24 protein-coding genes are annotated in these 24,637 nt (G+C 35.6%); 11 read left to right on the top strand and 13 right to left on the bottom strand.

Annotation, left to right across the window (positions count from 1 at the left end):
• The first annotated feature begins 12 nt into the window (after nucleotides 1-12).
• From AC5YGG_RS06405 to AC5YGG_RS06385, 5 genes are all read left to right on the top strand, one after another.
• The gene (locus AC5YGG_RS06405; RefSeq protein WP_496143660.1) at nucleotides 13-2,406 is read left to right on the top strand and encodes an FdhF/YdeP family oxidoreductase; all 2,394 of its coding nucleotides are present in this window, start codon (nucleotides 13-15) and stop codon (nucleotides 2,404-2,406) included.
• Between the two features lie 18 nt (nucleotides 2,407-2,424).
• Nucleotides 2,425-2,910, top strand: coding sequence for a molybdopterin-dependent oxidoreductase (locus AC5YGG_RS06400; protein WP_496143659.1), 486 nt, complete (start codon nucleotides 2,425-2,427; stop codon nucleotides 2,908-2,910).
• Between the two features lie 27 nt (nucleotides 2,911-2,937).
• Complete coding sequence (locus AC5YGG_RS06395) at nucleotides 2,938-3,855, top strand: bestrophin family protein (protein WP_496143657.1); 918 nt, start codon at nucleotides 2,938-2,940, stop codon at nucleotides 3,853-3,855.
• Between the two features lie 18 nt (nucleotides 3,856-3,873).
• A complete protein-coding gene (locus AC5YGG_RS06390; protein ID WP_496143656.1) occupies nucleotides 3,874-4,410 on the top strand; it encodes a DUF488 domain-containing protein in 537 nt (178 codons plus the stop codon).
• A gap of 109 nt (nucleotides 4,411-4,519) precedes the next feature.
• Nucleotides 4,520-4,729 (top strand): hypervirulence associated TUDOR domain-containing protein, encoded by a 210-nt coding sequence (locus tag AC5YGG_RS06385; RefSeq protein WP_496143655.1) that lies wholly within the window; start codon nucleotides 4,520-4,522, stop codon nucleotides 4,727-4,729.
• Nucleotides 4,730-4,748: 19 nt separating this feature from the next.
• On the opposite strand, the gene AC5YGG_RS06380 is transcribed toward AC5YGG_RS06385, so the two are convergent.
• The 5 genes from AC5YGG_RS06380 to moaA form a co-directional block, all read right to left on the bottom strand.
• Nucleotides 4,749-5,789 (bottom strand): ThiF family adenylyltransferase, encoded by a 1,041-nt coding sequence (locus AC5YGG_RS06380; protein WP_496143653.1) that lies wholly within the window; start codon nucleotides 5,787-5,789, stop codon nucleotides 4,749-4,751.
• A gap of 209 nt (nucleotides 5,790-5,998) precedes the next feature.
• Nucleotides 5,999-6,604, bottom strand: coding sequence for an NTP transferase domain-containing protein (locus AC5YGG_RS06375; protein ID WP_496143652.1), 606 nt, complete (start codon nucleotides 6,602-6,604; stop codon nucleotides 5,999-6,001).
• Complete coding sequence (moaC, locus tag AC5YGG_RS06370; protein WP_496143651.1) at nucleotides 6,585-7,061, bottom strand: cyclic pyranopterin monophosphate synthase MoaC; 477 nt, start codon at nucleotides 7,059-7,061, stop codon at nucleotides 6,585-6,587. The genes AC5YGG_RS06375 and moaC overlap by 20 nt, the downstream gene beginning before the upstream one ends.
• Before the next feature lie 321 nt (nucleotides 7,062-7,382).
• Nucleotides 7,383-8,585: a molybdopterin molybdotransferase MoeA gene (locus AC5YGG_RS06365; RefSeq protein WP_496143650.1), complete on the bottom strand. Its 1,203-nt coding sequence runs from the start codon at nucleotides 8,583-8,585 to the stop codon at nucleotides 7,383-7,385.
• Between the two features lie 2 nt (nucleotides 8,586-8,587).
• A complete protein-coding gene (gene moaA, locus AC5YGG_RS06360) occupies nucleotides 8,588-9,577 on the bottom strand; it encodes a GTP 3',8-cyclase MoaA (protein WP_496143649.1) in 990 nt (329 codons plus the stop codon).
• A 321-nt stretch (nucleotides 9,578-9,898) separates the two neighbouring features.
• On the opposite strand from moaA, the gene AC5YGG_RS06355 reads away from it, so the two are divergent.
• The gene (locus AC5YGG_RS06355) at nucleotides 9,899-10,765 is read left to right on the top strand and encodes a helix-turn-helix domain-containing protein (protein ID WP_496143648.1); all 867 of its coding nucleotides are present in this window, start codon (nucleotides 9,899-9,901) and stop codon (nucleotides 10,763-10,765) included.
• Nucleotides 10,766-10,780: 15 nt separating this feature from the next.
• On the opposite strand, the gene AC5YGG_RS06350 is transcribed toward AC5YGG_RS06355, so the two are convergent.
• The 4 genes from AC5YGG_RS06350 to AC5YGG_RS06335 form a co-directional block, all read right to left on the bottom strand.
• Nucleotides 10,781-11,686: a PhzF family isomerase gene (locus AC5YGG_RS06350; RefSeq protein WP_496143647.1), complete on the bottom strand. Its 906-nt coding sequence runs from the start codon at nucleotides 11,684-11,686 to the stop codon at nucleotides 10,781-10,783.
• 275 nt (nucleotides 11,687-11,961) lie between these two features.
• Nucleotides 11,962-12,363 carry a DoxX family protein gene (locus AC5YGG_RS06345; RefSeq protein ID WP_496143646.1) on the bottom strand — a complete coding sequence of 134 codons (402 nt, stop codon included), beginning with the start codon at nucleotides 12,361-12,363 and terminating at the stop codon, nucleotides 11,962-11,964.
• Between the two features lie 12 nt (nucleotides 12,364-12,375).
• Nucleotides 12,376-12,996, bottom strand: coding sequence for a hypothetical protein (locus tag AC5YGG_RS06340; RefSeq protein WP_496143645.1), 621 nt, complete (start codon nucleotides 12,994-12,996; stop codon nucleotides 12,376-12,378).
• 65 nt (nucleotides 12,997-13,061) lie between these two features.
• Nucleotides 13,062-13,661: a Crp/Fnr family transcriptional regulator gene (locus tag AC5YGG_RS06335; protein ID WP_496143644.1), complete on the bottom strand. Its 600-nt coding sequence runs from the start codon at nucleotides 13,659-13,661 to the stop codon at nucleotides 13,062-13,064.
• Nucleotides 13,662-13,984: 323 nt separating this feature from the next.
• On the opposite strand from AC5YGG_RS06335, the gene AC5YGG_RS06330 reads away from it, so the two are divergent.
• Complete coding sequence (locus AC5YGG_RS06330; protein WP_496143643.1) at nucleotides 13,985-14,398, top strand: hypothetical protein; 414 nt, start codon at nucleotides 13,985-13,987, stop codon at nucleotides 14,396-14,398.
• A gap of 80 nt (nucleotides 14,399-14,478) precedes the next feature.
• Here the strand turns inward: AC5YGG_RS06330 and AC5YGG_RS06325 are convergent, their stop codons facing one another.
• The 4 genes from AC5YGG_RS06325 to AC5YGG_RS06310 all read right to left on the bottom strand — a co-directional run bounded on the left by AC5YGG_RS06325 (nucleotide 14,479) and on the right by AC5YGG_RS06310 (nucleotide 20,047).
• A complete protein-coding gene (locus AC5YGG_RS06325) occupies nucleotides 14,479-14,892 on the bottom strand; it encodes a hypothetical protein (RefSeq protein WP_496143641.1) in 414 nt (137 codons plus the stop codon).
• Nucleotides 14,893-15,079: 187 nt separating this feature from the next.
• Nucleotides 15,080-16,282 (bottom strand): MFS transporter, encoded by a 1,203-nt coding sequence (locus tag AC5YGG_RS06320; protein ID WP_496143640.1) that lies wholly within the window; start codon nucleotides 16,280-16,282, stop codon nucleotides 15,080-15,082.
• Nucleotides 16,283-16,438: 156 nt separating this feature from the next.
• Entirely contained in the window at nucleotides 16,439-17,050 is a 612-nt protein-coding gene (locus AC5YGG_RS06315) for a response regulator (RefSeq protein ID WP_496143639.1), read from the bottom strand.
• A 6-nt stretch (nucleotides 17,051-17,056) separates the two neighbouring features.
• On the bottom strand, nucleotides 17,057-20,047 hold the full coding sequence (locus AC5YGG_RS06310; protein ID WP_496143637.1) for a sensor histidine kinase: 2,991 nt from the start codon (nucleotides 20,045-20,047) through the stop codon (nucleotides 17,057-17,059).
• A 709-nt stretch (nucleotides 20,048-20,756) separates the two neighbouring features.
• Between AC5YGG_RS06310 and AC5YGG_RS06305 the strand changes: the two genes are divergently transcribed.
• The 4 genes from AC5YGG_RS06305 (at nucleotide 20,757) to dnaX (ending at nucleotide 24,618) form a co-directional block, all read left to right on the top strand.
• Complete coding sequence (locus AC5YGG_RS06305) at nucleotides 20,757-21,110, top strand: helix-turn-helix domain-containing protein (protein ID WP_496143636.1); 354 nt, start codon at nucleotides 20,757-20,759, stop codon at nucleotides 21,108-21,110.
• Between the two features lie 428 nt (nucleotides 21,111-21,538).
• A complete protein-coding gene (locus AC5YGG_RS06300) occupies nucleotides 21,539-22,795 on the top strand; it encodes an aminotransferase class I/II-fold pyridoxal phosphate-dependent enzyme (RefSeq protein ID WP_496143635.1) in 1,257 nt (418 codons plus the stop codon).
• Between the two features lie 6 nt (nucleotides 22,796-22,801).
• Entirely contained in the window at nucleotides 22,802-23,434 is a 633-nt protein-coding gene (locus AC5YGG_RS06295; protein WP_496143633.1) for a TetR/AcrR family transcriptional regulator, read from the top strand.
• Nucleotides 23,435-23,532: 98 nt separating this feature from the next.
• Complete coding sequence (gene dnaX / locus AC5YGG_RS06290) at nucleotides 23,533-24,618, top strand: DNA polymerase III subunit gamma/tau (RefSeq protein ID WP_065394727.1); 1,086 nt, start codon at nucleotides 23,533-23,535, stop codon at nucleotides 24,616-24,618.
• Nucleotides 24,619-24,637 lie beyond the last annotated feature (19 nt).

The following is a 24,637-nucleotide window of genomic DNA, read 5'->3' as shown; positions in this document are numbered from 1 at the left end:
AAATAAAAGGCTATGGAAGAAAATAACAAAAAGAAAGTAGAAGAAAAAATCCATAAAGAACCCAATGCGGAAAATCCCTTCACTTTACTTGATCTTAAGCTGACACACGTAGAAAAATCAGCTGCAGGAGTTCCTGCTGTAATGGCGGCTTTTAGTGATTTATTTGAAGAAAAAACACCTATCCGAGGTATGAGAGCGCTGTTCAAGATGAACCAGATGGGAGGTTTTGACTGTCCAAGCTGTGCCTGGCCCGATCCTGACGATGAACGCTCTGTTCTTGGAGAATATTGCGAGAACGGAGCAAAAGCACTCGCTGAAGAGGCTACTACCAAACGTGTGACCCCTGAGTTTTTTAAGCAGAATTCTGTATATGACCTTGCCAAACTGGATGATTATCAGATCGGAAAAATGGGAAGGCTTACAGACCCTATGTACCTGGCTCCCGGAGCTACCCACTATGAACCTATCAGCTGGGATCATGCTTTCAAAAAAATAGCAGAACATTTCAATGCACTTGAATCTCCTGATGAAGCAGCTTTTTATACTTCAGGGAGAACGAGTAATGAAGCATCCTTTGTGTATCAGTTATTTGCTAAAGAATTTGGGACTAATAATATGCCTGACTGCTCCAATATGTGCCATGAAACTTCAGGATCAGCTTTAAGACCAACCATTGGAATTGGTAAAGGAACCGTGACACTTGAAGATTTTTATGATGCGGAAGTGATCATTATCATCGGACAAAATCCGGGAACAAATGCTCCAAGAATGATGAGCGCTTTAGCAAAAGGAAAGAAAAACGGAGCTAAAATCATTGCTGTTAATCCATTACCCGAAGCCGGCTTGATGGGATTTATAAATCCTCAGAGTGTAAAGGAAATCATGAACGGTGGAGTACAGCTGGCAGACCTTTATTTGCCTGTAAAAATCAATGGTGATATGGCTTTACTCAAAGCTCTTGAAATTTTGCTGATTGAATTTGAAAAGAAAAATCCCGGAAAAGTTTTTGACGAAGAATTTATCAAAAATAAAACAGTCGGATATGAAGACTTCATGAAACAGTTTGACAATTATAAACTGGAGGAGCTGGCTGAACTTTCTGGAGTTTCTAAAGAAGCATTACATCAGGCGGCAGAAATGATTGCCTTCAAAAAACGTATTATTATCAGCTGGGGAATGGGGCTTACTCAACAGCCGAACGGGGTAGATATGATCCGTGAAATACTTAATATCCTTTTACTGAAAGGAAGTATTGGCAAACCGGGAGCCGGAGTGTGTCCTGTACGTGGTCACAGTAATGTTCAGGGAAACAGAACCATGCTGATTGATGAAAAACCTACTGATGAGCAACTTGACCGTCTTGAAAACTTCTATGGCTTCAAAGTGCCCAGAAAACATGGGTATGATGTAGTACGCGCAATAAAAGCAATTCACCAAGAAAAAATAAAAGTAATGTTCTGCATGGGAGGAAATTTCCTTTCGGCAACACCGGACACAACTTATACAGCAAATGCGCTCAGAAAACTCAATTTGTTGGTATGTGTTTCTACCAAACTAAACAGGGGACACCTTGTACATGGTAAAGAAGCTCTGATTCTGCCAACTTACGGACGAAGTGACAAAGATATTGTGAATGGTGAAGTACAGATTATAACGACTGAAAATTCGATGGGGGTTGTTCAAAGTTCAAAAGGAATGCTGGATGCTGTTTCCAATAACCTCATCAATGAAACCCAGATTGTATGCCGTATGGCTATGGCTACTTTAGGAAGCCGATCTGTGGTGAACTGGCAGCGTTATCATGACAGTTATGATGCGGTAAGAGATGATATAGAGCAATGTATCCCAGGATTTACAGACTATAATGTTCGTGTAAGACAAAAAGGAGGTTTCTACCTGCCGAATGCAGCAAGGGATGAACAGAGTTTTTCTAAAGAACTTGGAGGACGCGCACCGTTTACTTTAACGGAAGTGCCGGATAATACCCTTGCACCGGATGAATATATGATGGCAACAACACGTACCCATGATCAGTTCAATACTACTATTTATGGTTTAGATGACCGTTACAGAGGGATTAAAAATGAACGCCGCGTGATCTTTATGAATCAGAAAGATATTGATAAAGCAGGATTTAAAGCCGGAGACAGGGTAGATCTTTACAATTATGATGATGGGATAGAAAGGGTAGCTCCGTTATTTATTATCGTTTCCTATCAGATTCCGGAAAAAAATACAGTGACTTACTTCCCGGAGACCAATGTATTGGTGTCGGTAAATAATGTAGTGAAAGACAGTAATATGCCTGCTTCCAAATACGTTAAAATTAAAATCAGAAAACACGATCCGGAAGTTTATAAAAAAGTAGATGAAATGCTCTATCAGGGCGCTATTCAAAGACCATAAATATTCTTATATTGTTATATGAAAAAAATACTTCCTTTAGCACTGTTGGTCGTGTCCGGTTGGGCTTTTTGCCAGTCAGATTTTAAGCTTAAAGTAAATGGTGATATTCCCAAACCCTTGGAGCTGAGCCTGGCTGACCTGTCAAAAATGCCACGGAAAGAAGCTTCATTAAAAGATAAAGATGGAAGTGTACACATCTACTCAGGAGTTTCAGTTCAGGATATTCTTGCAAAGGCAGGTGCGCCTTCAGGTAAAGAGCTTCATGGTGAAAATATGACAAAATATCTGCTTGTAAAATGTAAAGACGGATATCAGGTTTTATTCTCACTTGCTGAGCTGGATGCTTCCATTGCGGATAAAAATATCATTGTTGCGGATGCCATTGACGGTAAGCCATTACTGGAATCGAAAGGACCGCTTCGCATTGTTGCTGAAGGAGAGAAAAAACCTGCACGCAGCTCGTATCAGCTGGAATCTTTAGTGATAGGACAGATAAAAAAATAAAATTTAAGAAAAGACTTACAAAATCCTATGATTATCAGGAAGAAGGAACATTGGTTCAAAATGCTTTTTGTATGGCATGGTTCAGTTTTACCTGGACTGTTGCCGCGTCTTTTTATACTTTTTATACTGGCATTGGGAGTCGTATACCTGCGAGGAGTTATATTCTCTTTTAAAGTTCCTCTTAATCCGGCGCCATTAACTTTATTCGGGTTTGTTCTAGCCTTATTTTTAGGGTTCAGGAATAATGCCAGCTATGAAAGATTCTGGGAAGGACGTAAATTATGGGGAGCCTTACTGAATACTGCACGCTCTCTGACCCGACAGGCTTTAACCTTAAAAAACGCAACGCAAAGCAGTCTTTCCGTTCATGAATTTATTCAATTGCTGGGTGCTTTTATTTTCGCATTGAAGCATCAGCTTAGAGGAACAGATGCGTATGATGATTTAAAAGACAGACTTAATGAAAGTCAGCTGAAAATAGTTTCCGCATCAAAATATAAACCGGCTGTCATTATGAAATTATTGGCAGAATGGGTGCAGAAAGCAAAAGATGAAGGCAGTATAGACACTATTCAGCAGGCGCGCTTCGATGAGAATTTTGATAAGCTTTCTGACATTGTAGGAGGATGTGAAAGAATTGTTTCCACTCCGATTCCTTACAGCTACAGGGTTTTATTGCATCGTACCGTTTATATTTATTGTTTTCTTTTGCCTTTCGGGCTGGTAGATTCCCTCAGATGGTTTACACCGCTTATTGTAGTCTTTGTGGCTTATACATTTGTAGCATTTGAAGCAATAGCAGATGAAATTGAAGAACCTTTTGGAACTGAAGCTAACGATCTCGCGCTAAACAGTATGTGCATAATGATTGATGAAACCATACATGAAATGGCAGGAGAAGAAATTGCAGTTTCTCAAAAAGTAAAACAGAATATTATAGATTGATTCGAAGGCTGGTAAAGTATGAATACATCGGTTATATATACGATTGGGCATTCAATTCATCCTCTTGAAGAATTTATTGAAATGTTAAAATCATTTGATATTAAAGTACTTGCAGATGTGAGAAGATTTCCGGGTTCAAAGAAATATCCATGGTTTAGTAAAGACAATCTGGAAAAAGTATTGCCGGAACATGATATTGATTATATCCATCTTGAAGGATTGGGAGGAAGGAGAAAAGTACAGCCTGGTTCCGTAAACAGCCGTTGGAGAAACGAGTCTTTCCGTGGCTATGCAGATTATATGCAAACTGAAGAGTTTGCCGCAGCTATCAAAAAACTTGAAAATATTGCCATAAAGAAAACGACAGCTTATATGTGTTCTGAAGCGGTGTGGTGGCGCTGTCACAGATCTATGATTTCCGATGATCTGAAAATAAAAGGCTGGAACGTACAACATATTATGAATATTGGTAAATCCGAAGAACATCCTTATACTTCACCAGCAAGAATAAGGGACGGAAAGGTCTTTTATTCTGATGAGAGCTTATTTGACTGAAAAAAGATTGGTCTTATTTGAACTTCTCAAAAGTATAACAGTAACCTTTTTAAAGAACTTTTGTGACTTTTATGGTTCAATAAAAAATTCAAATCATAGAAAAGCTACTATGAAACCGAAATTTAAAATAGGAGATAAAGTAAGCTGGAATTCTGAAGCGGGTAGGGTATCCGGTACTATTATTAAGATTCATACAGAAGATTTTGATTATAAAGGATATACTCATCATGCCAGTGAAGACAGTCCTCAATATGAGATCAAGAGTGATAAGTCTGATCATATAGCAGCTCATAAAGAGTCAGCACTTGCCAAGATATAGGATAATAGCCGTTTTCTTCCTACTGTTTCATTCCGTTAATGCCATCTTTCAAAGAAAAAACTTCTTTTTCCGGAAAAGTACTTCTTATCTTTCTTGCTGCTTCCACACTTCGCTTTCCGGACTGACAGTAAATAACAATAGGGTTTGAAGTCAGCGAAATAAAAGAAAAATGATCCTGTAATACATCCAACGGAATATTTTTTCCGCCAATATTGAAGTTTTTATGTTCTTCTTCTGAACGTACATCGATGATTTCAAACAGCGTTTGGTCCTTTATAAGTTCTTTAAAAGTTATACATTGTATGGTTTGCGGTAGAGAAGTGATTGCTACAGCTGTTTTTCTAAGCTTAATGATCTGTGATCTGCCATTCATTACATTCATCATCCATAATTTCCCTGCTAAAGTATCTTCTGATCCTGTCAGATACTTTATCGCTTCATTAGCCTGCATACAGCCCACAATTCCTGCAAGAGTAGGGATTACACCACCTTCCCGGCAGTTTGGAACCTGTGATTCCTCTGCATTAGGAAAAACATCACGGTAATTGGGAGAGTAAGAGCCGTCTTTTTGTGCTACATTCCAAATACTAACCTGTCCTTCATGCTGATAAATTGCTCCGTAAACGAGAGGTTTCCCGGCAAGTACGCAAGCATCATTCAGCAGACATTTGGTTTCAAAGTTATCCGTGCCTTCAATGATCAGATCAAATTCAGAGATCAGTTCCATGACATTGGAAGAAGAAACTCGCTGCTGATAAGGAATAATAGAAACAGAAGGATTCTGCTGTTGTAATCTTTTTGCTGCAATTTCTACTTTAAACGCTCCTACGTCTTCGGGATTATATAAAATCTGACGATGAAGATTGCTTAAAGAAACAATATCATCATCCACCAGACCAATAGTTCCAATACCTGAAGAAACAAGATATTGCGCTGAAGGGCAGCCAAGACCTCCCATTCCCACAATAAGAACCTTAGCATTCTTAAGCAGTTCCTGAGACGAGACTCCAAAACCCGGTAAAGCAATCTGACATTGATAACGTTCAAATGATGTATTCATATCTGTTTCTTTTCTATTATGTATTCCCAATCATGCACGGATTTAATCTGAAATGGTCTTATTTTAACTTTATTATTCCTGTATCCGTGGAATAAAAAATTACTAAAAAAATTGGATTTTCTTGCGCTTTAAAGCACTATAAAAATCAAAAATCTTTGCGCCTTTGTGGTTTCCAACAATTAAGCATAAAACTACTGCAATTCGTTACATCAGCGTTTCAGGATCTGCTGTGCTTTTTTAGCTTCCTCCGGAGTATTTACATTCATTAAAGCTTCTGGGTTATCAGGTTTTAAAATAAGAGTGTCACTATTCATAAGTACCTTTCTCGGGCAGGTGTTTCCTATTCCTAAAAAATTAAGGAGCAGAGGATAGCTTTTAGGTTCCCAGATTGTAATCAAAGGTTCGGGTAATCCATCAAAAGGACTTTCATAAGTGGTAGCCGCTCTTTCAGGATCTCGCGACTGTAATAAAAACTCCAAAGACTTCTGATCCAAAAGCGGGAGATCACATGCCACAACAAGCCAAGCCTTATCCCTTTGGGAACGCAATGCAGAAAGAATTCCTCCAAAAGGTCCCATATTCAGAAAAGTGTCAGTCAGTGCATGATATTGAGGATCAAAATTTTCCAGCTGATCCTGTCTGCAGGAAATAAAAACCTCATCACAAAAGGGAGCCAGCAAATCCGCTGCAAAATAACGTTGTTCCTTTCCATGCCATTGAAGGAGATCTTTTGCCTGTCCCATCCTTCTGCTTTTTCCACCAGCGAGTACCAATCCATTGATGGCAGGAATTGTATTATGCTCTTCTGAAATCATTTTTTCCACCTGTTTTTTCTATAAGTTTTATTTCTTTAATCACAATATCATGACTCAATGCCTTACACATGTCATAAATGGTTAATGCAGCAACTGAAGCTCCGGTAAGGGCTTCCATTTCTACACCAGTTTTGGCTTCAATGCTTGCTGTGCATTCTATCACAATATCATGATTGTCGTTCAGTTCTATTTGCAAATTACAATTGTCAAGTCCTATCGGATGACATAGCGGAATCAGTTCGCTTGTTTTCTTGGCGCCCATAATTCCGGCAATGATGGCAATTTGAAATACATATCCTTTTTTTGTTTTGAAATCATCTTGCTGTAACGCGTTCAATACATTTTCAGGAAGAGAGATTATCGCTTGTGCAACGGCTTTTCTTTTAGTTACACTTTTGCCGCCAACATCTACAATTGCAGGTTCTCCGTTTTTATTAAGATGAGTAAATTCTGACATATATTCTTTTTTTTTACCATTGAAGTAATTTGTTTCTGCCACGAATGCACGAATTTAATTTAAATATTTTCCTCCCTATATTCAATGTTTCTATTTGGTTAAAAATAAAACACATAGACATTTCATAAGTTTTATCTGGAATTATTCGTGAATTCGTGGCATTTTATTCAATACTTATATTTCTTTTTTTTGCCACGAATGCACGAATTTAATTTAAATATTTTCCAGCCTATATTCAATGTTTCTATGCGATAAAAATAAAACACTTAGAGACACTTTTTAGTTTTATCTGGAATTATCCGTGCATTCGTGGCATTTATTTCAATAATTATATTTCCAAACTTTATAAACCTCACCTTTTTTAAAACTATTCTGTTCTAAAGGTAGCTCTATAAAAGCATTCGTATCCGCAAGGTGAGAAAAGTCTCCTGAACCATTGGTGTCAACTGATTTTGCAGTGAGCTGTCCCAATTCATTGACACTCAATTTTACCTGTGCAAAATACTGAAGTGCAAAAGGAAAATCAATATCATTCTGTAAAACAGCATATAGAGGTGAACTTGTTGCAATGCCTAAAGATTTTTCCAGCCAGGGAATAAAATATCGGTGTAGACACATAAATACGGAAACCGGATTTCCCGGAAATGCAAAAACTAGCTTTTGATCCTCATTCTTACCAAACCAGAAAGGTTTTCCCGGTCTTTGTTTGATCTTATGAAATAACTTTTCAACATTCAGTTCTTCGCAGACTTTAGGCAGGTAATCAAATTTTCCCATAGATACTCCGCCACTCATAAGAAGAACATCATACTCATGGATACAGCGTGAAAGTTCTTTTTTTATTTCTTCATAATCATCATTAAGATGGAGAGTATCCGCTTCAATACTATACTTCTTTACAACCGATTGTATAGTTATTCCATTGGATCGCCTTAACTGATAAGGGCTTGGAACAGATTCAGGGCTTACCATCTCGTCTCCTGTGGAAATAATAACAATTTTAGGCAGTTTTTTTACCAAAAGTGAAGTCTTTCCAATAGATGAAGCTATTCCAATGATGGCAGGAGTAATCAATTGGTTACCTTTTACCAAAATTTCACCTTCTTTTTTATCTTTTCCTTTCCGATGAATGTTTTGTCCCTTTTTAATATCAATATTTATCGTCGCAATGCCTTCATTTATTGAAATATCTTCATAACGAATAACAGTATCTACAGAAGGGTCTAAAGCCGCTCCAGTCATGATTTCAATACACTGTTCCTCAGAATCAATCGAAATAGAAGGTCCTCCGGCAGATTGTATGGCTTTCACTGTAAAAGAATGGATTCCCTTCTCATAAGCATCATAACGGATTGCTATGCCGTCTACTGTAGGTCGGTCAAAAGGAGGAAGGTCGCGGTCTGCGGTAAGATTCTCTGCTAAAACTCTCCCTAATGCCTGATCATACGAGATCTGTTCTTTTCCAAAATCTTGGATTTGGGAAAGTATAATATCTTCAGCCTGCTGTACGGTGATTATTTCCATGATTATCCTCCAATTGTTGCCATAGACTGATGAATTTCTGAAGCGTTCATGGTTTGTTTCTCAGCTTCCCATCCGTCCTTAGGCTTATGATGTATACTGTTTATGATTATATTTTTAAGCTCTTCATTTGTTGCTCCGGATCGGATTTTCTCCTTTAAATTAATGCCACCGCCTTCATATAGACATGTTCTTAAAATACCTGAAGGGGTAATTCGTATTCTGTTGCATTCCCCGCAGAATGGACGGGTATAAGCTGCAATGATTCCGATATTTCCGGTAAAGCCCGGTATTTTATAATTGTATGAAGTAGAGCTTTTAGGATCTTTCAGTTTCTCTATATCAGGAAAATGTTCTTTAATGTGAAGATAAATCTGAGAAAAATTCCACTTAGGAGCTACTTCAGAATCATTGTTTCCATTGAAAGGCATTTCTTCAATAAACCGGACATCTAACGGAAGTTCTTTGGTAAGCTGAACAAGAGGAATAATATCTTCTGTATTCTGATCTTCCATAACCACTGTGTTAATTTTCACTTTAATCTGATGCTTCAATAAGCTTTCCAGTGTTTTCATTACTTTATCAAAGCTTTTGCGGCGGGTTATTTTGAAAAATCGTTCTTCATCCAATGTATCAAGGCTGAGGTTTACAGATTTTATTCCGAATTCTTTAAGTTGTGGAATGTATTGTTCCGTCAGAAGTCCGTTTGTTGTTAAGCTGATATCTGTAAGCCCGTTAAGTTGCGATATATTCTCAATAAGGCTGATACAGTTTTTCCTTACAAAAGGTTCACCACCTGTTATTCTGATCTTATCGACGCCCAGGTCTGTGAATACGGAACATATTGTCAACATTTCTTCATCTGTCATCAACTCATTCTGCTTAATCCATGGAAGTCCGCTTTCCGGCATGCAATAGGTACATCGGAGGTTGCATCGGTCTACAACAGCAAGCCTTAAATAATTGATATGTCTTCCGAATTTATCTGTTAACATGCTTTAAAAAGGAAAAAGATCCTTATACAAATATACTCATTGTTTTGGCGATATCCCAAAAAACTCAATATTGAAAGTTAAAAGGTGAAAACTCATGTGATGTTTTATGAAATTCAGTGATACAGGGGATTTTGGAGTGTTTTGTGTTTCAGATTAATGAGATTTCCTATGAAGAACTGTGTGAAAAGATGATATTCCTGTCACGGTTTTTGATATTTACGAATGGGCAAGAAGAACGTATCTTTGCATGCTTTTAAAATGCCTGAATTGTGAAGGTATTTTTATAAATTAGTAATGGCTTGCATTGGAAAAAAGATTGATATGATTATAGATAAAGAATTGATTAATAAAAACTCGGTAGAAGAGGTATTCAACAGAGGAATAGATGTCGTTTTTCAGGATGAGGTAAGTGCGGCATCATTGAATTTCTTTCCGGATAACTGTTTTACCATTATTTTATTGGACGAATGTGACGGCGGAAAATGCATCACAGGACTTGATCAGTATCATCTTAAAGCTCAGCAATTATTCATACATCTTCCGAAAAGAGAGTACAAATGGGACCTTGCTCCCAATACTGTCGGAAGAAGGCTTATTATCAATGACGCAATTTTAAAAACATTTTCACCGACACTGAAGTTCACGTTTTCTTCTTACAGCAAATATGAAATGATACAGCCTGATGATGAAACCTATCACAGATTCAGTCTTGAATTTAATGCCATCAGAAAAGAAATTGCTGCCGATGTTGTTTTCCCGGAACTGATCAATGCGCGGGTACGTCTCCTTGCCTTGATTATCAATTTATGGGTAGAGCATGCCTTCGGAAATAAGGCGCTGAGTACACCGGATAATCTTGCTTTCCGTTTTCATATGCTTGTGGATAAAAATTATAAAATACAGAAAAATGTTTCTTTTTATGCTAATGAATTATGCATTACGCCTAATTATCTGGGAGTGATCTGTAGAAAGCAATATAAGATTTCTCCATTGGAATTTATTAAAGAAAGAATCATTCTTGAGGCGAAAAATTTACTTCACAGTTCGGATAAATCTATTAAAGAGATTGCTTTTGAACTTGGGTTTCAGAATTTTTCTCACTTTACTTATCTTTTCAGAACCAAAACAGGAGAAACACCTAAAAACTACAGAAAGAAACTTGAACATTCAAATGAAATTTCTTCCTGACAGTCAATATCATTTTTAAACGTTCACTATCGTACGGAATACGCTTACCGCATTTCCCGTAATTCTTATTGTTTGCGGAGTCTGATTGGTAACGTTTACTTCAACCTTCACCTGCCCAATTCTGTTAATCGCTTCTCCTTGTCTTCCGATGAATTCAAAATTCCCGTCGGAAACTTCTATGATTTTATTTTGAATAAGGTAACCGCCTAAAGGACCATTGGCATTTCCGGTAACGGGGTCTTCTACAATACCAATTGCAGGCGCAAACATCCTTCCATAAGTTAAAATTTCCTGATCATCAGAATCAAAGGTAAATACAAAGTAACCATTACATCCGATTTCCTTACTAAGACGGCTTAGCTGGTCAGCGTTCGGTATCAATTGATTCAAAACAGATCTGCTTTTAATCCCAATCATTACTTTAGAATGTCCGGTGGAGGCAATTTGTACAGGGCATCTTTTATCAAGATCTTGAGGCTCTAATCCTAACGCCTGAATGATATTCTGAACTACTGACTGTTCAAAAACAGGGCTTAAACTAAAGCTTCCCTGCGTCATAGTGATCTGATAATCGTTATCATTTCGGACAATATCAATAGGTAAAATTCCAACCTGTGTATTTATTCTAATAATACATGAATGCAGCTGATCTTCGAGGGCTTTGGCATAAAGAGCACCAATGGTTGCATGTCCGCAGATAGGAACTTCTGTGGTAGGAGTAAAATAGCGTACATGATAATCGAAGTCTTCGTTCTCTTTGGCGCTGAAGACAAATGCTGTTTCGGAATTATTTAATTCTCTGGCAATAAGCTGCATTTCTTCAGTAATAAGATGTTCTGCATTCAATACAACGCCGGCAGGATTGCCTTTGAATTTTTCCTTTGTAAAAGAGTCAACTTGATAGACGATTATTTCCTTCATGATTATTTAAATTCCTAGTAAAGATAGGTAAACTGAAGGGTTTTTATAGCTATATAATCTCTATATCTGTATTGTTATTTTAAAGCATATAGATTTTACATAGGGTTAGATATTTTTTAATTTTTTATCGTGGCAATTATAATTCTCTCGCAGATCCCCAGCATAAACATCTGCATAATCTAGTCCTGCGAGAGAAAATAACGGTATTAAAATAATACTAACACCTTAAAAACAGTTGAAAAAATAGTGTCTTTGGGTTTTTCAAATACAAAGATTTAATCCCATTTATTGCTGGTAGAAACTGCATATTTTCCTGCTCCGGTAAAGAAAAAACTGACAGCAACTAACATGTAGATAACAAGCAATTCTAACGCCCAGCCTCCAAATTCATTAAGCTTAAAAATATTTGCTGTCTGAGCCATCATAGTTGCTGTAAAACAATTTGCCGCAAAGATCAATCCAGCAAGCCGTGTCCTGAAACCTATCATCAGCATAATGGGCGCAATAATTTCACCAGCAAATACACCATAGGCGAAGAATGAAGGTAATCCATACATTGTCATCATATCTTCAATAAATCCAACTCCGTGGATCAATTTGTTTACTCCATAAACGGACATTGGAAACCCAATGGCGATTCTGCTGATCAACATCCCTAAATCAATGTTCTTTTTCATTTCTTATCGTATTTAAAAATTATATTTTACAAATGCCCCGATATTTTCAAGGGTCTTTTTTCCGTTGTTAAACTGATCAAAATTGGAAGCGATCCCGTACATTATTTTGTCTTGTTTTATACCCAATCTTACAAACTGTAATCCTCTTGGATATCCGCTGTTATCCAGGTTTCCTATAGCTAATACACTGAAATACCCCTGTATGTTTTCTTTCAGATAAGGCATGTATTCCAATGAGACGGATTGCTCAAGAGAGAAACCTTTCTGATATGTAGTTCCAATAGAATAGGAGAGTGAGTAGGTAGGTTTTGCAATGCGGTATTGTACATAAGCGCTGAAGAATGCCCCTGGGTTTTTCATTCCAAATGCTGCATTTACACTAAATTTTTTAGTAAGATTGTAAGCAAGAGTATTTCTTATGAAAAATATGTTTTCTTTATCTTTGGTATATTCCGTATCAAATAGGGTGAGATTGTTGAGCTTTATCCGATCATTGAAATAATAATTGACATTATGCATATAGGTATAGGAACGATGTCCTAAAACAAGATCCGGAGTATAGGTAAGCTTCTGTGCATTCAGACTTAAAGATGCTGATACAAGAGCTGTTATTGCGATGATTTTTGCCTTCATATTTCACTCATTAAAATTGTGTGAGCAAAATTATTCAGGCTGGAAGGGAATAAACTTAAGATATCTTAAGAAACGTCAGACAGGTGTTTTTTTCTTAAATAACTCAGATATTCTACGGTGATTCCCAGATAAGAAGCAATCATATATTGAGGAAAACGTTGTTCAATATTACGGTAGGCAGTCACAAAGTTTCTGTATTTAGTATATGCATCCACTCTTGAATGTTCAAAGGTTCTTTCCTGTAAAGTAACGTATGCCGATTGCATTTTCAGACGCCAGAATTCAGAAATTGCAGGAACTTCTTTGTACAAAATCTCTAGGTTCGTTTTACTGATTTGTACAATAATAGTATCTTCATTAGCTTGAATAAACATTCTTGAAGGAAGTTCACTCAAATAGCTGTACAAATCATTTACCCACCAGTTTTCAATACCAAGCTGAGTGATATTTTCCTTACCTTTTTCATCTATATGATAAGCGTAAAGACTCCCTTGAGCAATGAAACGCATATGTCTTGAAACCTGTCCTTCACGAAGCAGATATTCTTTCTTTTTAAGCTGAATAAATTCCAGTTTTTGTACAACAAGGGCAATTTCCTCCTCTTTTAAAGGAACTATTTCCTGGAAATGTTTTGTAAGCTGTGAAATAATAATATCTGTGTCCATCGTAAAGTGTGTAACATTGTTATAGTGCCCTATTGGCAGGATATAACGTTCAAATTTACGTAAATATTATGGTAAAATAATCAGGTCTGATTGGGAATTAAAATAGCCGAAATTTACACTTGTAGTCCTTTTGTCTAACCAGAGATCATAGATATTTCTCGATATTATGATAAATATTCAGGTTGTTGGTTTATTTTAACATATAAAATACTATTTTTGCTGAAATGAAGAAAAATTTGCTATTTGTAATGATAGCGTATCATACAACTGTTATAAATACAGCTGCTTACTCCATTAAAGATCAACTTTAAATAATAAATACTATGAAAAACGCAAAGTTCCTTCTTACAGCTATGACTGTTGTAATGTTCTCTACAAGTGCTTTTGCACAGCTTACTCCTAAAGGTGCCGGTTCCGATAAAGATGAACACGGATGTAAAGGTTCCGCAGGATATAGTTTCTCTGTCCTAAAAAATGATTGTGTAAGATTGTTCGAGGAAAAAATACAGTTAAAAGATACTGATACCAAAAAATCCTATAAATCAAATGCTGTAGTGATTTTTAGTCAGGATAATAATCAGGCTGAATTGTTTTTACCAGCTGCTCATGGAAGCCTTATACTAGATAAACAAGCTACTAAAAAGACTGTTATTTACAAGAAAGGGCAGTATACTTTAACACAGGTGAAGAAAAGCTATGTGCTAAAACTGGCGAATAAGATTGTTTTCAAAAGTTAAGAAAAGAATACATCAATAATGTAGAGAAAGCCACAGTTTATTTTGTAAACTGTGGCTTTCTACAACTAAGAACTATTTAACTACGATTCTGTTTTAAGATAACCATAATGTAATGTAGGTTCTTTTCCGAACAAACATGAAAAAATATTCTGAAATTCATGAATGTATTTGCATTTTATTGCGTTACCATAAAGCTTAAGCCCTTCCATGATCTTTCGGGAACTTAAGTCAATATCATACTTTATAAAGGATTCCGGTCTTTCGTATCGTATTCTCTGATCGGAGGTATACGTTCTGGAAAACCCTAGCTTTTCAAGCCATTCTTCCGTTATTTTAATAGGTTTTATAGAATCTGCCGGAACTGAAATACTTTGAATATCATTTTCAATTTGAACAAAATATGCCTGCTCTGCACTTTGAAAAATTTCAGTGATCGTATAAATCTGATTTCTGTACTCGACTAAATTTTTGATTTTAAGATCTGCTACGTTCATAATATTTTGATTTTTAGTGATGATATGGTAAGATATTATCATCAAATACTATGCCTTGCATCGTGTTGGTATGCAGTGTCTTTAATGAAATTTAGGTTAAACTTTCAGTATAAATAATTAATAATGTGTTAAAAATAGAGGGATCAGAGAATTTTGGGTATAAATATAATGTGGTATGCGTGTGGTATCAGTGGGTTTTCTTTTCCTTTGAAGATGTATTGGCTGTTGCTAAAAGAAGAGCAATAACGATGGCAATGGTAAGAAAGGCAATAAACACATTCCATGAGTATGAATGAAGAAGATATCCCGTGCCACTTCCCAAAATACTGGAACCGAAATAGTAAAACAGCCAATAGATGGACGTTGCTGAAGATTTCCCACGTTTAGCATAAAGAGCTGTCATCTGACTCGCCATTGTATGCGCAGCAAAAAATGAAAGCGTAAAGACTGCTAGCCCGAAAATAAGAGTATAAAGGTTTTCTGATAACAATAACAAGGCTCCTGCAAGCATAGAAAGGATGGAGACTTTTAGGATATTATTAGCAGGAAATCTTTTGGATAATCTGCCTACAATCATAGTTCCAAACACTCCGAAAATATACATCAGGAATATAAAAGCAATCACCAGGTGACTTAAAGAAAAAGGTTTTGCTTCCAATCTAAAAGTAAGGTAATTGTATACACTTACAAAAGTACCCATTACCAAAGCGGCAATAACATATAAACGAAGCATATAAGGATTCGTAAGGAAAAATGTCATCTGCTTTATCTTAAGACGATAATCTGTTTTCTGGGGATTGAAAAATCTTGAATCCGGAAATAGCTTCCAGAATACAATTCCAAGCAGTAAACTTTCTATTCCTATCACCAGAACAGCATTCCGCCAACCGAATTCTCCGGCTAAAAGTGTTGCCAATATTCTTCCGCTCATTCCACCAATTGTATTTCCGCTTAAATACATACTGATCGCAGCTCCTATCACGGCTGCATTTACTTCTTCCGTAAGATAGGCAAGGGCAACAGCCGAAACTCCCGAAACCACAAAACCTTTCAGAATTCCTATCGCAATCAGAAGGCTTAGACTGGGGATCCATGTTGAAATAATTGTGAGCAGAGCTGACGATATCAGGGAAAAGGTCATCTGTCGCTTTCTGGAATAACTGTCTGCCTTAAATGCAAAAAATAATAATCCTAATGCCATCCCAATGGTAGAAGATGATACCAAAAGAGAAGTGTCACCTACGGAGACATGGAAGTTTTCCGCAGCCATTGGTAACATAGGCTGGAAAAGATACAGCTGTGCAAATACGGAAAGCCCCGAAAAGAAAATACAAAGTTTTATGTACCGGAAACGTCGGCTTCCCCGATCTGCTTTTTCAAATGGATTCATGATTTTTGCAGTTAAAATGCAGTAATTTCATAGAAATTAAGGTTCTGTAAATTTCCTGATTATTTTTTAATTTTAAAAATCATTATCTCAATTCCTATCATAGGTGGCGATAATAGAGTAGGGAATTTACTTTAGCTTATCTCAGACAAACAGAAATTAATGCATCATCTCATAGACTTTGATAAGCTCTGCAATGTTACTGACATCAAGTTTCTGAAAAATCCTTTTCTTATACGTACTTACCGTTGACATTTGGATATTCAGTCTGTTTGCAATTTCCAGGTTCCCGTTTCCATCAGCCAATAATTTAAAAATCTCATATTCACGGGATGAAAGTTTTTCAGCCGGATTATTTCGTTTATTCTGGATAATAAGCCCAATGAGTTCTGAAGGATAAAAATACCCTTTTTCAATAACGGTTTTCACTGCATTTTTGATCTCCTCTTCACTGCTTTGTTTGCTCAGGTAGCCTTCGGCACCTTCGCGGATGTATTGTATTGCCACGTCTTTATCATACCCGGAAAATACGAGAATTTTCAGATCATTTTGTATGTTTTTCAGCTCAGGAATCATTTTCTTATATTGAGTTCCAGGCATATCAATATCTAAAATAAGAAGTGTATATTGTTGGTTTATAAGTGTTTTTTTTACCTGATCATAGTTCTCAGCAAAATCAATGGTAAGATTTGGATAAGCAGTTTCCAAAACTAATGCAGTTCCGGCACGAACTACATAATGATCATCTGCAATTAAAATTCTTTCATTCATAATAAATTAGTTTTTGTTGAACGTTATCTCCACAATAGTTCCTTTAGGTTCATTCTTTCTGAAGCTGATTTCAGCATGAATTTTTTTCACCAGGTGAATCACCATATGCAATCCTAACCCTTTTCCTTTAAAGCTTGGAGTTTCTAATTTAGGGTTTTTAAATAAATTCATATAAACGTCAATCTGTTCCGCAGACATTCCTGCTCCTGTATCAGCTATTGTTATTGTAGATTTTAGATCGTTTTCTTTAATATCAAGTACAATATTTCCATCAAAAGTATTTTTTACGGCATTATCAAGAATATTATGGATAATAGCGGTTAAAATACTTTCATTCACACAAGAATAAGCATTACTTTTAGTTGCATTGATGATTGTTGTTCCTCTTTCCTTGGCAATTTCACAGAATAATTTCTTCTTAATCTCCAGAATTCTATTCACAGGATATTCCTCTTCTTCAAAAATATTTTCAGCCTTATAAAGCTCAGTATATTCTTTTAAATTAAGAGTAAACTGATAAAGCTGTTCTGAAGACTTGTAAATACTGTCAAAATACTTTTTTTGGAGTTCCAGATCATCAGATTCATACAGTTTCTGTGAAAGCATAGCAATAAACCTGATAGGAGTGGTAATGTCATGGCTTATCGTTTCTACCAGTTTTTTCTGATATTCCGTTTCCTTTCGCAGGTCGCTTTTAACCACTTCAAGGTTAAGAGATGTTTCTTTAAGCTCAGAGTTTTTATTATGTACGATCTGCTTAAGCACTTTGTTTCTTATTCTTAAAAAATTGGTTGTCAGCTGTACAATTACCGTAATAATGATCAGGATAATAACGGAAACAGCTACTCTGAACAAAACGGTCTGGTAAAAGAAGGGTTCAATAGTAAATTTCACAGATTTTTCCTCATATTTCCCGTTAGGAGAAACTACCATTCTTACCCTTAGTGTATAGTCTCCCGGATCAAGATTACTGATCGTGTATTTAAGTTCTTTTCCGGTGATCGGTTCCCAGCCTGAATTTTCTTTTCCTGATATTTTAGCCTCCAGATAAAGATTCTCAAGATTGGAAAAATAAGGAATATCAATAAAAATATCTGCTGTCTTATAGGTGTTTTTTAAATTCAGGATATGATGGAAATATTCAGGTTCACCATTGTTGATTCTGACTCTTTCAATATAAATTTTACACTTATCAGGATAATAAGTTTTTACTTCATCCGGATTGAAAAATACAAAACCATCCATGGATGGGAATACAAAATCCCCATTCTCCAGCGCATAAGCATTCGGTTGTGAACTGCCATTGAATTCATTCGTTAAAAAACCATCTTTTTTGGTAAAACGATAGTAAAAAACCGGAGACTTTTTATTCTCAGCATAATCTAAAAGCTGTCTTTTGGGAACTTTAAACAGACCATTGTTAGACGATATCCAATAAAAACCTTTTCTGTCCTCAAGAATATAATGGGCAGATTGGAGATAATTATTTCTGTCATTAGGCATTTTGATCAGCTGTCCGTTTTTAAAGAGATAAAAACCGCTTTTATTTGTCATTATCCAGATCAGATTGTCTTTGGTTCTGATAATGCTTTTTACATGAATGTTTTTATATACCGTTTTTATTGTATTACTTCCCAGAACAGCCGAATACAAACCGTCACTGTTTCCTACTAATATTTCATTTCCGTTGTACTGTAGAAAAGTATTGACAAAACTTTTAAAATTAAAAATAAAGTCCGGCTTTGAAGAAATCGTATTTCTGTAAATATACAGCTCGCTTTCCGAAAAATTTGAAAATGAAGCCCCAAAAAGATTTCCGCTTTTTAAAAATGACTCAAATCCCTGTCTTATAAATGTAGAATCCTTCTTTTTATATCCTGAATTCTTATAAAATCGGATCACGCTGTTTCTCTTCCGGATCAGAATGTTTTCCTCATTATCATACATCATCAGGTAATTGTCATTATCCCCGAACGGAAATCTTTGTACCGCACCATTTTTCCCGAATTCAGTTCCGTCTTCTGCTATAATCGTACTTTTACTGAATGGGAGAGAAGCATAATAAACATTATTTGAAAAATCAGCTTCCTTTTTAGCTACATAAAAATCAGATAGGCGCAGCACATTTAGCCCGTTATTCAGAGTACCGAGATAAAGTCTGTTAAATTCTTTACCATAATACATAGAGCAATAAGAATTACTTCCAATTTCATTGTATTTTACAAGGAATTTCAGCATAAGCTCATTTCCTTTTCCTTCTACAAGATAAATATTGCTGTTATTGATAATAAAAGTCTGGTTAGTGATCTGCTGCCAGTATACTTTGGTCTTCGGATCATTGAAAAGACTTGGCTTAGCATCCACAGAAACCTTTCCTTTATCAATAGAATAGGTTTTTCTGTTCTTTAAGTCATTAATATAAAGTACCTCATTGAAAACAAAGACATTATTCAGATCCTTATACGAAAAAGGAATTGTTATTCTCGTTTCAGCTCCCTTTGCATCTTTATAAGTGATAAGATTCTTTTTGCCAAAGCTGTATGTAGAATTTTTAAGCCTTATAAAATAATGAATGTCATTATAAAAACTACAAGCCAGAATATTATTGGCAACCCTGTGTACAAACTCATTTCCTTTGGTGAATGCAATTTTATCACTGCTGTGAAGCTGCGTTACTTTAGGAAATCGGTTCTTGATGATAACTTTATTTTCCTGAAAATTATTAAGAACTGTAATACTGTCCAATACAGGATCACCGATAAACTCTCCGAAATGCAGATTGTTTACCTTGAAATTATTAAAGGTAATAAAGGAGCTTCCATCATAACGCACCAGTCCGTTCTCCGTAGAGATCCAGATAAATCCATACTTATCCTTAACAATAGCTTTTGCACTACTTTGAGGAAGACCATTGTCAATATTATACCATGTAGAAGTATAGCGTTGTCCGTACGTGTTGAAATATAAGCAAGCAAAAAACAATGCCCAGATTCTCATATGTGCAAAACTGATCTATGTTTTTCGCATTAATGCAAAAAACGGTTAATAATAGTTTTTGTACAAGTCGAAGTTTTTTTTAAGGGTAGGAACGATTGGAAATAAATTTTTATCATTAATTCTTTTGCCGGTTTGTGTTTTAAGTGTTAAATAGTTTTATTTGATGCCGTAAAAATAATGAAATTATACAGATAAAACAGTATGTTTTGATTTGTTTTCATATGAATTTTGTCCATGTTTATTGGTAATGAAGCGGATATTAGTCGGGTTTCTTGTAGAATTATTTCTACATCAAGTGATGTTTTTTTTGTGTTTATATCAAATTTCTGTCACATTAATAATAACAGTTTGCAGGCTTTATAAAGGTTTTTGAACATACAATAAAGATTTCGAGGGGTTGTTTATAATTTTCTTTTATTTAGCATTTGTAGTAAAAATTGTACAAAAACATTGTGTTATTTCTACATCCTTTTTTTGATTACCTTACATAGCTTTCATACTTTTGCAAACGATTATTACAAAGACGAAAGCCTTTATCCTTAAAATAAAGATTCTGAAAACACAAGCGATTTAAACACTAAGTAAAAGATCTCGGAATGAGATCTTTTGTTTTTAGTAAACCAATAAGAATCTTTCCGAAAAGCTCACCATGTGGATTGTAATTCTTATTTTTAATTTTGTCATTTAATCCGGCTGTAAAATAAACACAATGAAAAGGAGTAAGGAGATTGTTTCCCAGTATTTTAGCTTTTTAGAAAAACATATTCAGGACGTCATTTCCGGTGAGGTTTCTGAGTTTATGGAAGTAAATGAAATTGCTGGGGAATTAGCTGTTTCTCATACGCATCTTACCGATACAATTAAAAAAGAGACAGGAAAGCATCCATGTTATTTCTATGATGAGAAAATTATCTTTGAAGCTCAGAAAATGCTTAAAACTTCCAATAGATCTGTAGCTGAAATAGCCCGTACTTTTACATACGATCCTTCTAATTTTTCAAAATTCTTTAAAAAGATGACCGGCGTGACTCCCGGAGCCTTTAGGATTTCCGGTAAATTCTAAAATAGCAACAAAAAAAAGTTTCTTATCCCTTTACTATAAATGCTTATTTGGTTTTCTGTTCTCTTTTATGGGATTTAAACTCGTTAAAAAATCAACTTTTTGTCCACTTTTATTCGCTATGCATTGGAAAATGCTAAAAAATAATCTTTTATAAATGAGGTGGTTGTGAAAAATATTAACATTTTTTTATTATTTATTCATTGATATTTCTTTATTGTTTACTTTTTTTATTAATTTTCCATTACAAAAAACTAATTTAACTATCATAAAATGTAGGGTGAAAAGTCTGGATGTGTAAAAACTTTTGGTTTTCATTGTATAAGGATAAAATTATTGTCTCGTTAATGATATTTAATTTTATTTATACGCCTAAACCCCTTTAAATAGTTATATATTTGTTTTTAGAACCACACAAACCAAATTTAAGGATGAGCATCAACTTTACAACAGCAACTATTAAAGATTTCGAGAATATCCCGGAGTTTAATATAGCTCAGAGAGCTGAAATATTTTATGAATATTTAGATTATGTAGAATCTAACGGACACATGAACTACAGACTGAAGAATACTTCAGGAACCAATGCAATATTAAATGTAAATATTGCAAACGAAAACAGAGAATTCGTTAGCTTTGTTTCAAGTGATTACTTAGGATTTACACAACATCCGAAAGTAAAGCAGGCTGCCATTGAAGGAATTGAAAAATATGGAACAGGTACAGGAGCAACCCCGCTGATCGGAGGTTACTTTGATTACCACAATGCTTTAGAAAAAAGAATATCAAGTTTTTTTCACAGAACAGAGGATGAGGCAGTAGTATTTACTACAGGGTATACAGCAAATAGTGCTACCTTACAATGCCTGATGCAGAAAGAAGATCTTGCTATTTTAGATATGGCAGTACATGCCAGTGTATATGAAGGATGTGCTTTTACAAATAAAAAAACATTTCCTCACAACAATTTGGATGCTTTGGAACACATTTTGAAGACATCTGAGAATCTGTACCGTACAAAACTTGTTATTGTAGATGGAGTGTACTCTCAGGATGGAGATACTTCCCATATCAATGAGATCTACAATCTTGTGAAAAAATATAACGCCTTTCTTATGGTGGATGATGTACATGGAGTAGGTATTCTTGGTGAAACAGGAAGAGGAACTCTGGAACAGGCAGACCTGCTTGATAAAGTAGATATTATTACAGGTACTTTCAGTAAAACATTCGGAAATCTCGGCGGTTATGTTATCACAGATAAAAAAATAGCTGCATTTGTCAGATTCCAATCTCGCCAGCAAATCTTCTCAGCAACAGCTCCGCCATCTTCAGCCGGAATTGTAAAGGCAATTGATCTGATAGATGAAGAACCTATATGGAGACAAAAGCTTTGGGATAATATTAATTATTTCAAAAAAGGATTGGATGATCTTGGTTTAGATACAGGAATTACCTGCTCAGCTATTGTTCCTGTAAAAATTGGAGATCCATACCTTACGGGAGATGTTGGTAGAATATTAATAGAGAAAGGGATCTATACAAACCCGATTCTTTATCCGGCGGTACCAAGAAAAGATGCGCGTATCAGAATGAGTGTAACGGCAAGACATGAAAAAGAACATCTTGATAAAACACTTAACGCGTTTGATGATATTAATAAAAAATTGCATATTGCGAAAAAATAATAAATTATGCCCAGAAAAGTAGTGCAGGGTCCCATTAGGGATAAAGAAAAAACAAAGCAGAAACTGCTTGCTGCAGTTGGTAAAATTTTAAGAGTAAAAGGTTACTCAGGTTTAAAAGTAAGTAAAATTGCCGCAGTAGCCGGTTTTGATAAAAAATTGATCTATGAGTACTTTGGAAGTACAGATAAACTGATTGATGAATATATCAAATCTCAGGATTACTGGAGCCAGGTAAATAAGGACGTAGAAGTAGATTATTCTGACGGCGGACATGAGCTTACTAAAATGGTGGTGCTTAACCAGTTTGAAAACCTAAAGAAAAACAAGGAACTTCAGAAGATTATTCTTTGGGAGCTTTCTGAAAACAAACCTATCCTTAAAAAGCTGGTAGAACAGCGTGAAGAAGTAGGAGAAGTTTTATTCGGAAATATCTCTGATCCTTATTTTGGCGAAGGTGCTGCAACAAGACACAGAGCAATCATGGCTCTTATCGTTTCAGGAGCTTATTACCTTAATCTTTATACAGGATATAACGCAAGTGTATTCTGTGGAATCGACCTTAAGACAGAAGAAGGTAGAAAAGAGATTGAACAGGCTATCGTTGAATTGATTGATTTTGCATACAGTAAAAAGAAGTAAAAATTAAAAGTTTTCCAATTGAAGCAGAAATAAGTTTTTGTTGATAATTTGAAAACTTTTAATTTTCAAATTAGAACTATATTTCTTACTTTTGACCAATGGAAAATTTTATAGTATCTGCAAGAAAATATCGTCCTCAAGAGTTTGATACGGTTGTGGGGCAATCCCATATTACGGATACTTTAGAACATGCAATTGAAGAAAGTCAGCTTGCTCAGGCATTGCTTTTTTGTGGTCCTCGTGGAGTAGGTAAAACTACTTGCGCAAGGATTCTGGCAAGAAAGATCAATGAGAAAGACGGCTCGGTTTCAGAAGACGGCTTTGCTTATAATATCTATGAACTGGATGCTGCATCCAATAACTCCGTAGATGATATTAGAGAACTGATAGATCAGGTACGCTTTGCACCTCAGGTTGGTAAATACAAAGTATATATCATTGATGAGGTTCATATGCTGTCTTCTGCCGCTTTCAACGCATTCCTTAAAACATTGGAAGAGCCACCGGCTCATGCCATATTTATCTTGGCAACCACGGAAAAACATAAAATTATTCCTACAATTTTATCCCGTTGTCAGATCTATGACTTCAAAAGAATTACCATTGAAGACATTCAGGGGCATTTAAGAAATATTGCCCAAAAAGAAAATATCCAATATGAAGATGATGCCCTGTATCTGATTGCTCAAAAAGCAGACGGTGCATTAAGAGATGCTCTTTCTATCTTCGACAGACTTTCTACATTTTCCCAAAAGAATATTACACTTGCTAAAGCAGCAGAAGTCTTAAATATTCTGGATTATGATCAATACTTAAAAATTGTAGACTTTGCCAAGGAAAATAAAATCCCGGAAGTACTTTCTGCATTTAATGATATTGTTAAAAAAGGCTTTGATCCACATATTTTTGTTGCCGGATTAGGAAATCATTTCAGAGATCTGATGATGGCGCAGAATACTTCAACAATAGACCTGATTGAAGTAGGAGAGAAGACCAAATCCAAATTTGTAGAACAGGGACAGAAATGGACTGCTCAGCAGTTAATTGACGGAATCGAGATCTGTAACCATGCGGATATTAATTATAAGAACTCCAAAAACCCTAGACTTACGGTTGAAATTGCTTTAATGCAATTGGCTTCGCTGACTGCTAACTCAGACGTAACTAAAAAAAAAAATTCCTGATACTGGCTCCGTTTCTCAG

Source organism: Chryseobacterium sp. CS2K3, assembly GCF_059515185.1.
This window is presented reverse-complemented; position numbering and strand designations above follow the sequence as displayed.

Excerpts from the sequence above, each read along its gene's own strand:
- moaA (WP_496143649.1), bottom strand. The coding sequence starts at position 9,577 with ATGTTAACAGATAAATTCGGAAGACATATCAATTATTTAAGGCTTGCT.
- AC5YGG_RS06350 (WP_496143647.1), bottom strand. The coding sequence starts at position 11,686 with ATGAAGGAAATAATCGTCTATCAAGTTGACTCTTTTACAAAGGAAAAA.
- AC5YGG_RS06385 (WP_496143655.1), top strand. The coding sequence starts at position 4,520 with ATGAAACCGAAATTTAAAATAGGAGATAAAGTAAGCTGGAATTCTGAA.
- AC5YGG_RS06335 (WP_496143644.1), bottom strand. The coding sequence starts at position 13,661 with ATGGACACAGATATTATTATTTCACAGCTTACAAAACATTTCCAGGAA.
- AC5YGG_RS06300 (WP_496143635.1), top strand. The coding sequence starts at position 21,539 with ATGAGCATCAACTTTACAACAGCAACTATTAAAGATTTCGAGAATATC.
- AC5YGG_RS06355 (WP_496143648.1), top strand. The coding sequence starts at position 9,899 with ATGATTATAGATAAAGAATTGATTAATAAAAACTCGGTAGAAGAGGTA.
- AC5YGG_RS06295 (WP_496143633.1), top strand. The coding sequence starts at position 22,802 with ATGCCCAGAAAAGTAGTGCAGGGTCCCATTAGGGATAAAGAAAAAACA.
- AC5YGG_RS06305 (WP_496143636.1), top strand. The coding sequence starts at position 20,757 with ATGAAAAGGAGTAAGGAGATTGTTTCCCAGTATTTTAGCTTTTTAGAA.
- AC5YGG_RS06330 (WP_496143643.1), top strand. The coding sequence starts at position 13,985 with ATGAAAAACGCAAAGTTCCTTCTTACAGCTATGACTGTTGTAATGTTC.
- AC5YGG_RS06315 (WP_496143639.1), bottom strand. The coding sequence starts at position 17,050 with ATGAATGAAAGAATTTTAATTGCAGATGATCATTATGTAGTTCGTGCC.
- moaC (WP_496143651.1), bottom strand. The coding sequence starts at position 7,061 with ATGTCAGAATTTACTCATCTTAATAAAAACGGAGAACCTGCAATTGTA.
- AC5YGG_RS06310 (WP_496143637.1), bottom strand. The coding sequence starts at position 20,047 with ATGAGAATCTGGGCATTGTTTTTTGCTTGCTTATATTTCAACACGTAC.
- AC5YGG_RS06340 (WP_496143645.1), bottom strand. The coding sequence starts at position 12,996 with ATGAAGGCAAAAATCATCGCAATAACAGCTCTTGTATCAGCATCTTTA.
- AC5YGG_RS06345 (WP_496143646.1), bottom strand. The coding sequence starts at position 12,363 with ATGAAAAAGAACATTGATTTAGGGATGTTGATCAGCAGAATCGCCATT.
- AC5YGG_RS06380 (WP_496143653.1), bottom strand. The coding sequence starts at position 5,789 with ATGAATACATCATTTGAACGTTATCAATGTCAGATTGCTTTACCGGGT.
- AC5YGG_RS06325 (WP_496143641.1), bottom strand. The coding sequence starts at position 14,892 with ATGAACGTAGCAGATCTTAAAATCAAAAATTTAGTCGAGTACAGAAAT.
- AC5YGG_RS06405 (WP_496143660.1), top strand. The coding sequence starts at position 13 with ATGGAAGAAAATAACAAAAAGAAAGTAGAAGAAAAAATCCATAAAGAA.
- dnaX (WP_065394727.1), top strand. The coding sequence starts at position 23,533 with ATGGAAAATTTTATAGTATCTGCAAGAAAATATCGTCCTCAAGAGTTT.
- AC5YGG_RS06375 (WP_496143652.1), bottom strand. The coding sequence starts at position 6,604 with ATGATTTCAGAAGAGCATAATACAATTCCTGCCATCAATGGATTGGTA.
- AC5YGG_RS06390 (WP_496143656.1), top strand. The coding sequence starts at position 3,874 with ATGAATACATCGGTTATATATACGATTGGGCATTCAATTCATCCTCTT.
- AC5YGG_RS06400 (WP_496143659.1), top strand. The coding sequence starts at position 2,425 with ATGAAAAAAATACTTCCTTTAGCACTGTTGGTCGTGTCCGGTTGGGCT.
- AC5YGG_RS06395 (WP_496143657.1), top strand. The coding sequence starts at position 2,938 with ATGATTATCAGGAAGAAGGAACATTGGTTCAAAATGCTTTTTGTATGG.
- AC5YGG_RS06365 (WP_496143650.1), bottom strand. The coding sequence starts at position 8,585 with ATGGAAATAATCACCGTACAGCAGGCTGAAGATATTATACTTTCCCAA.
- AC5YGG_RS06320 (WP_496143640.1), bottom strand. The coding sequence starts at position 16,282 with ATGAATCCATTTGAAAAAGCAGATCGGGGAAGCCGACGTTTCCGGTAC.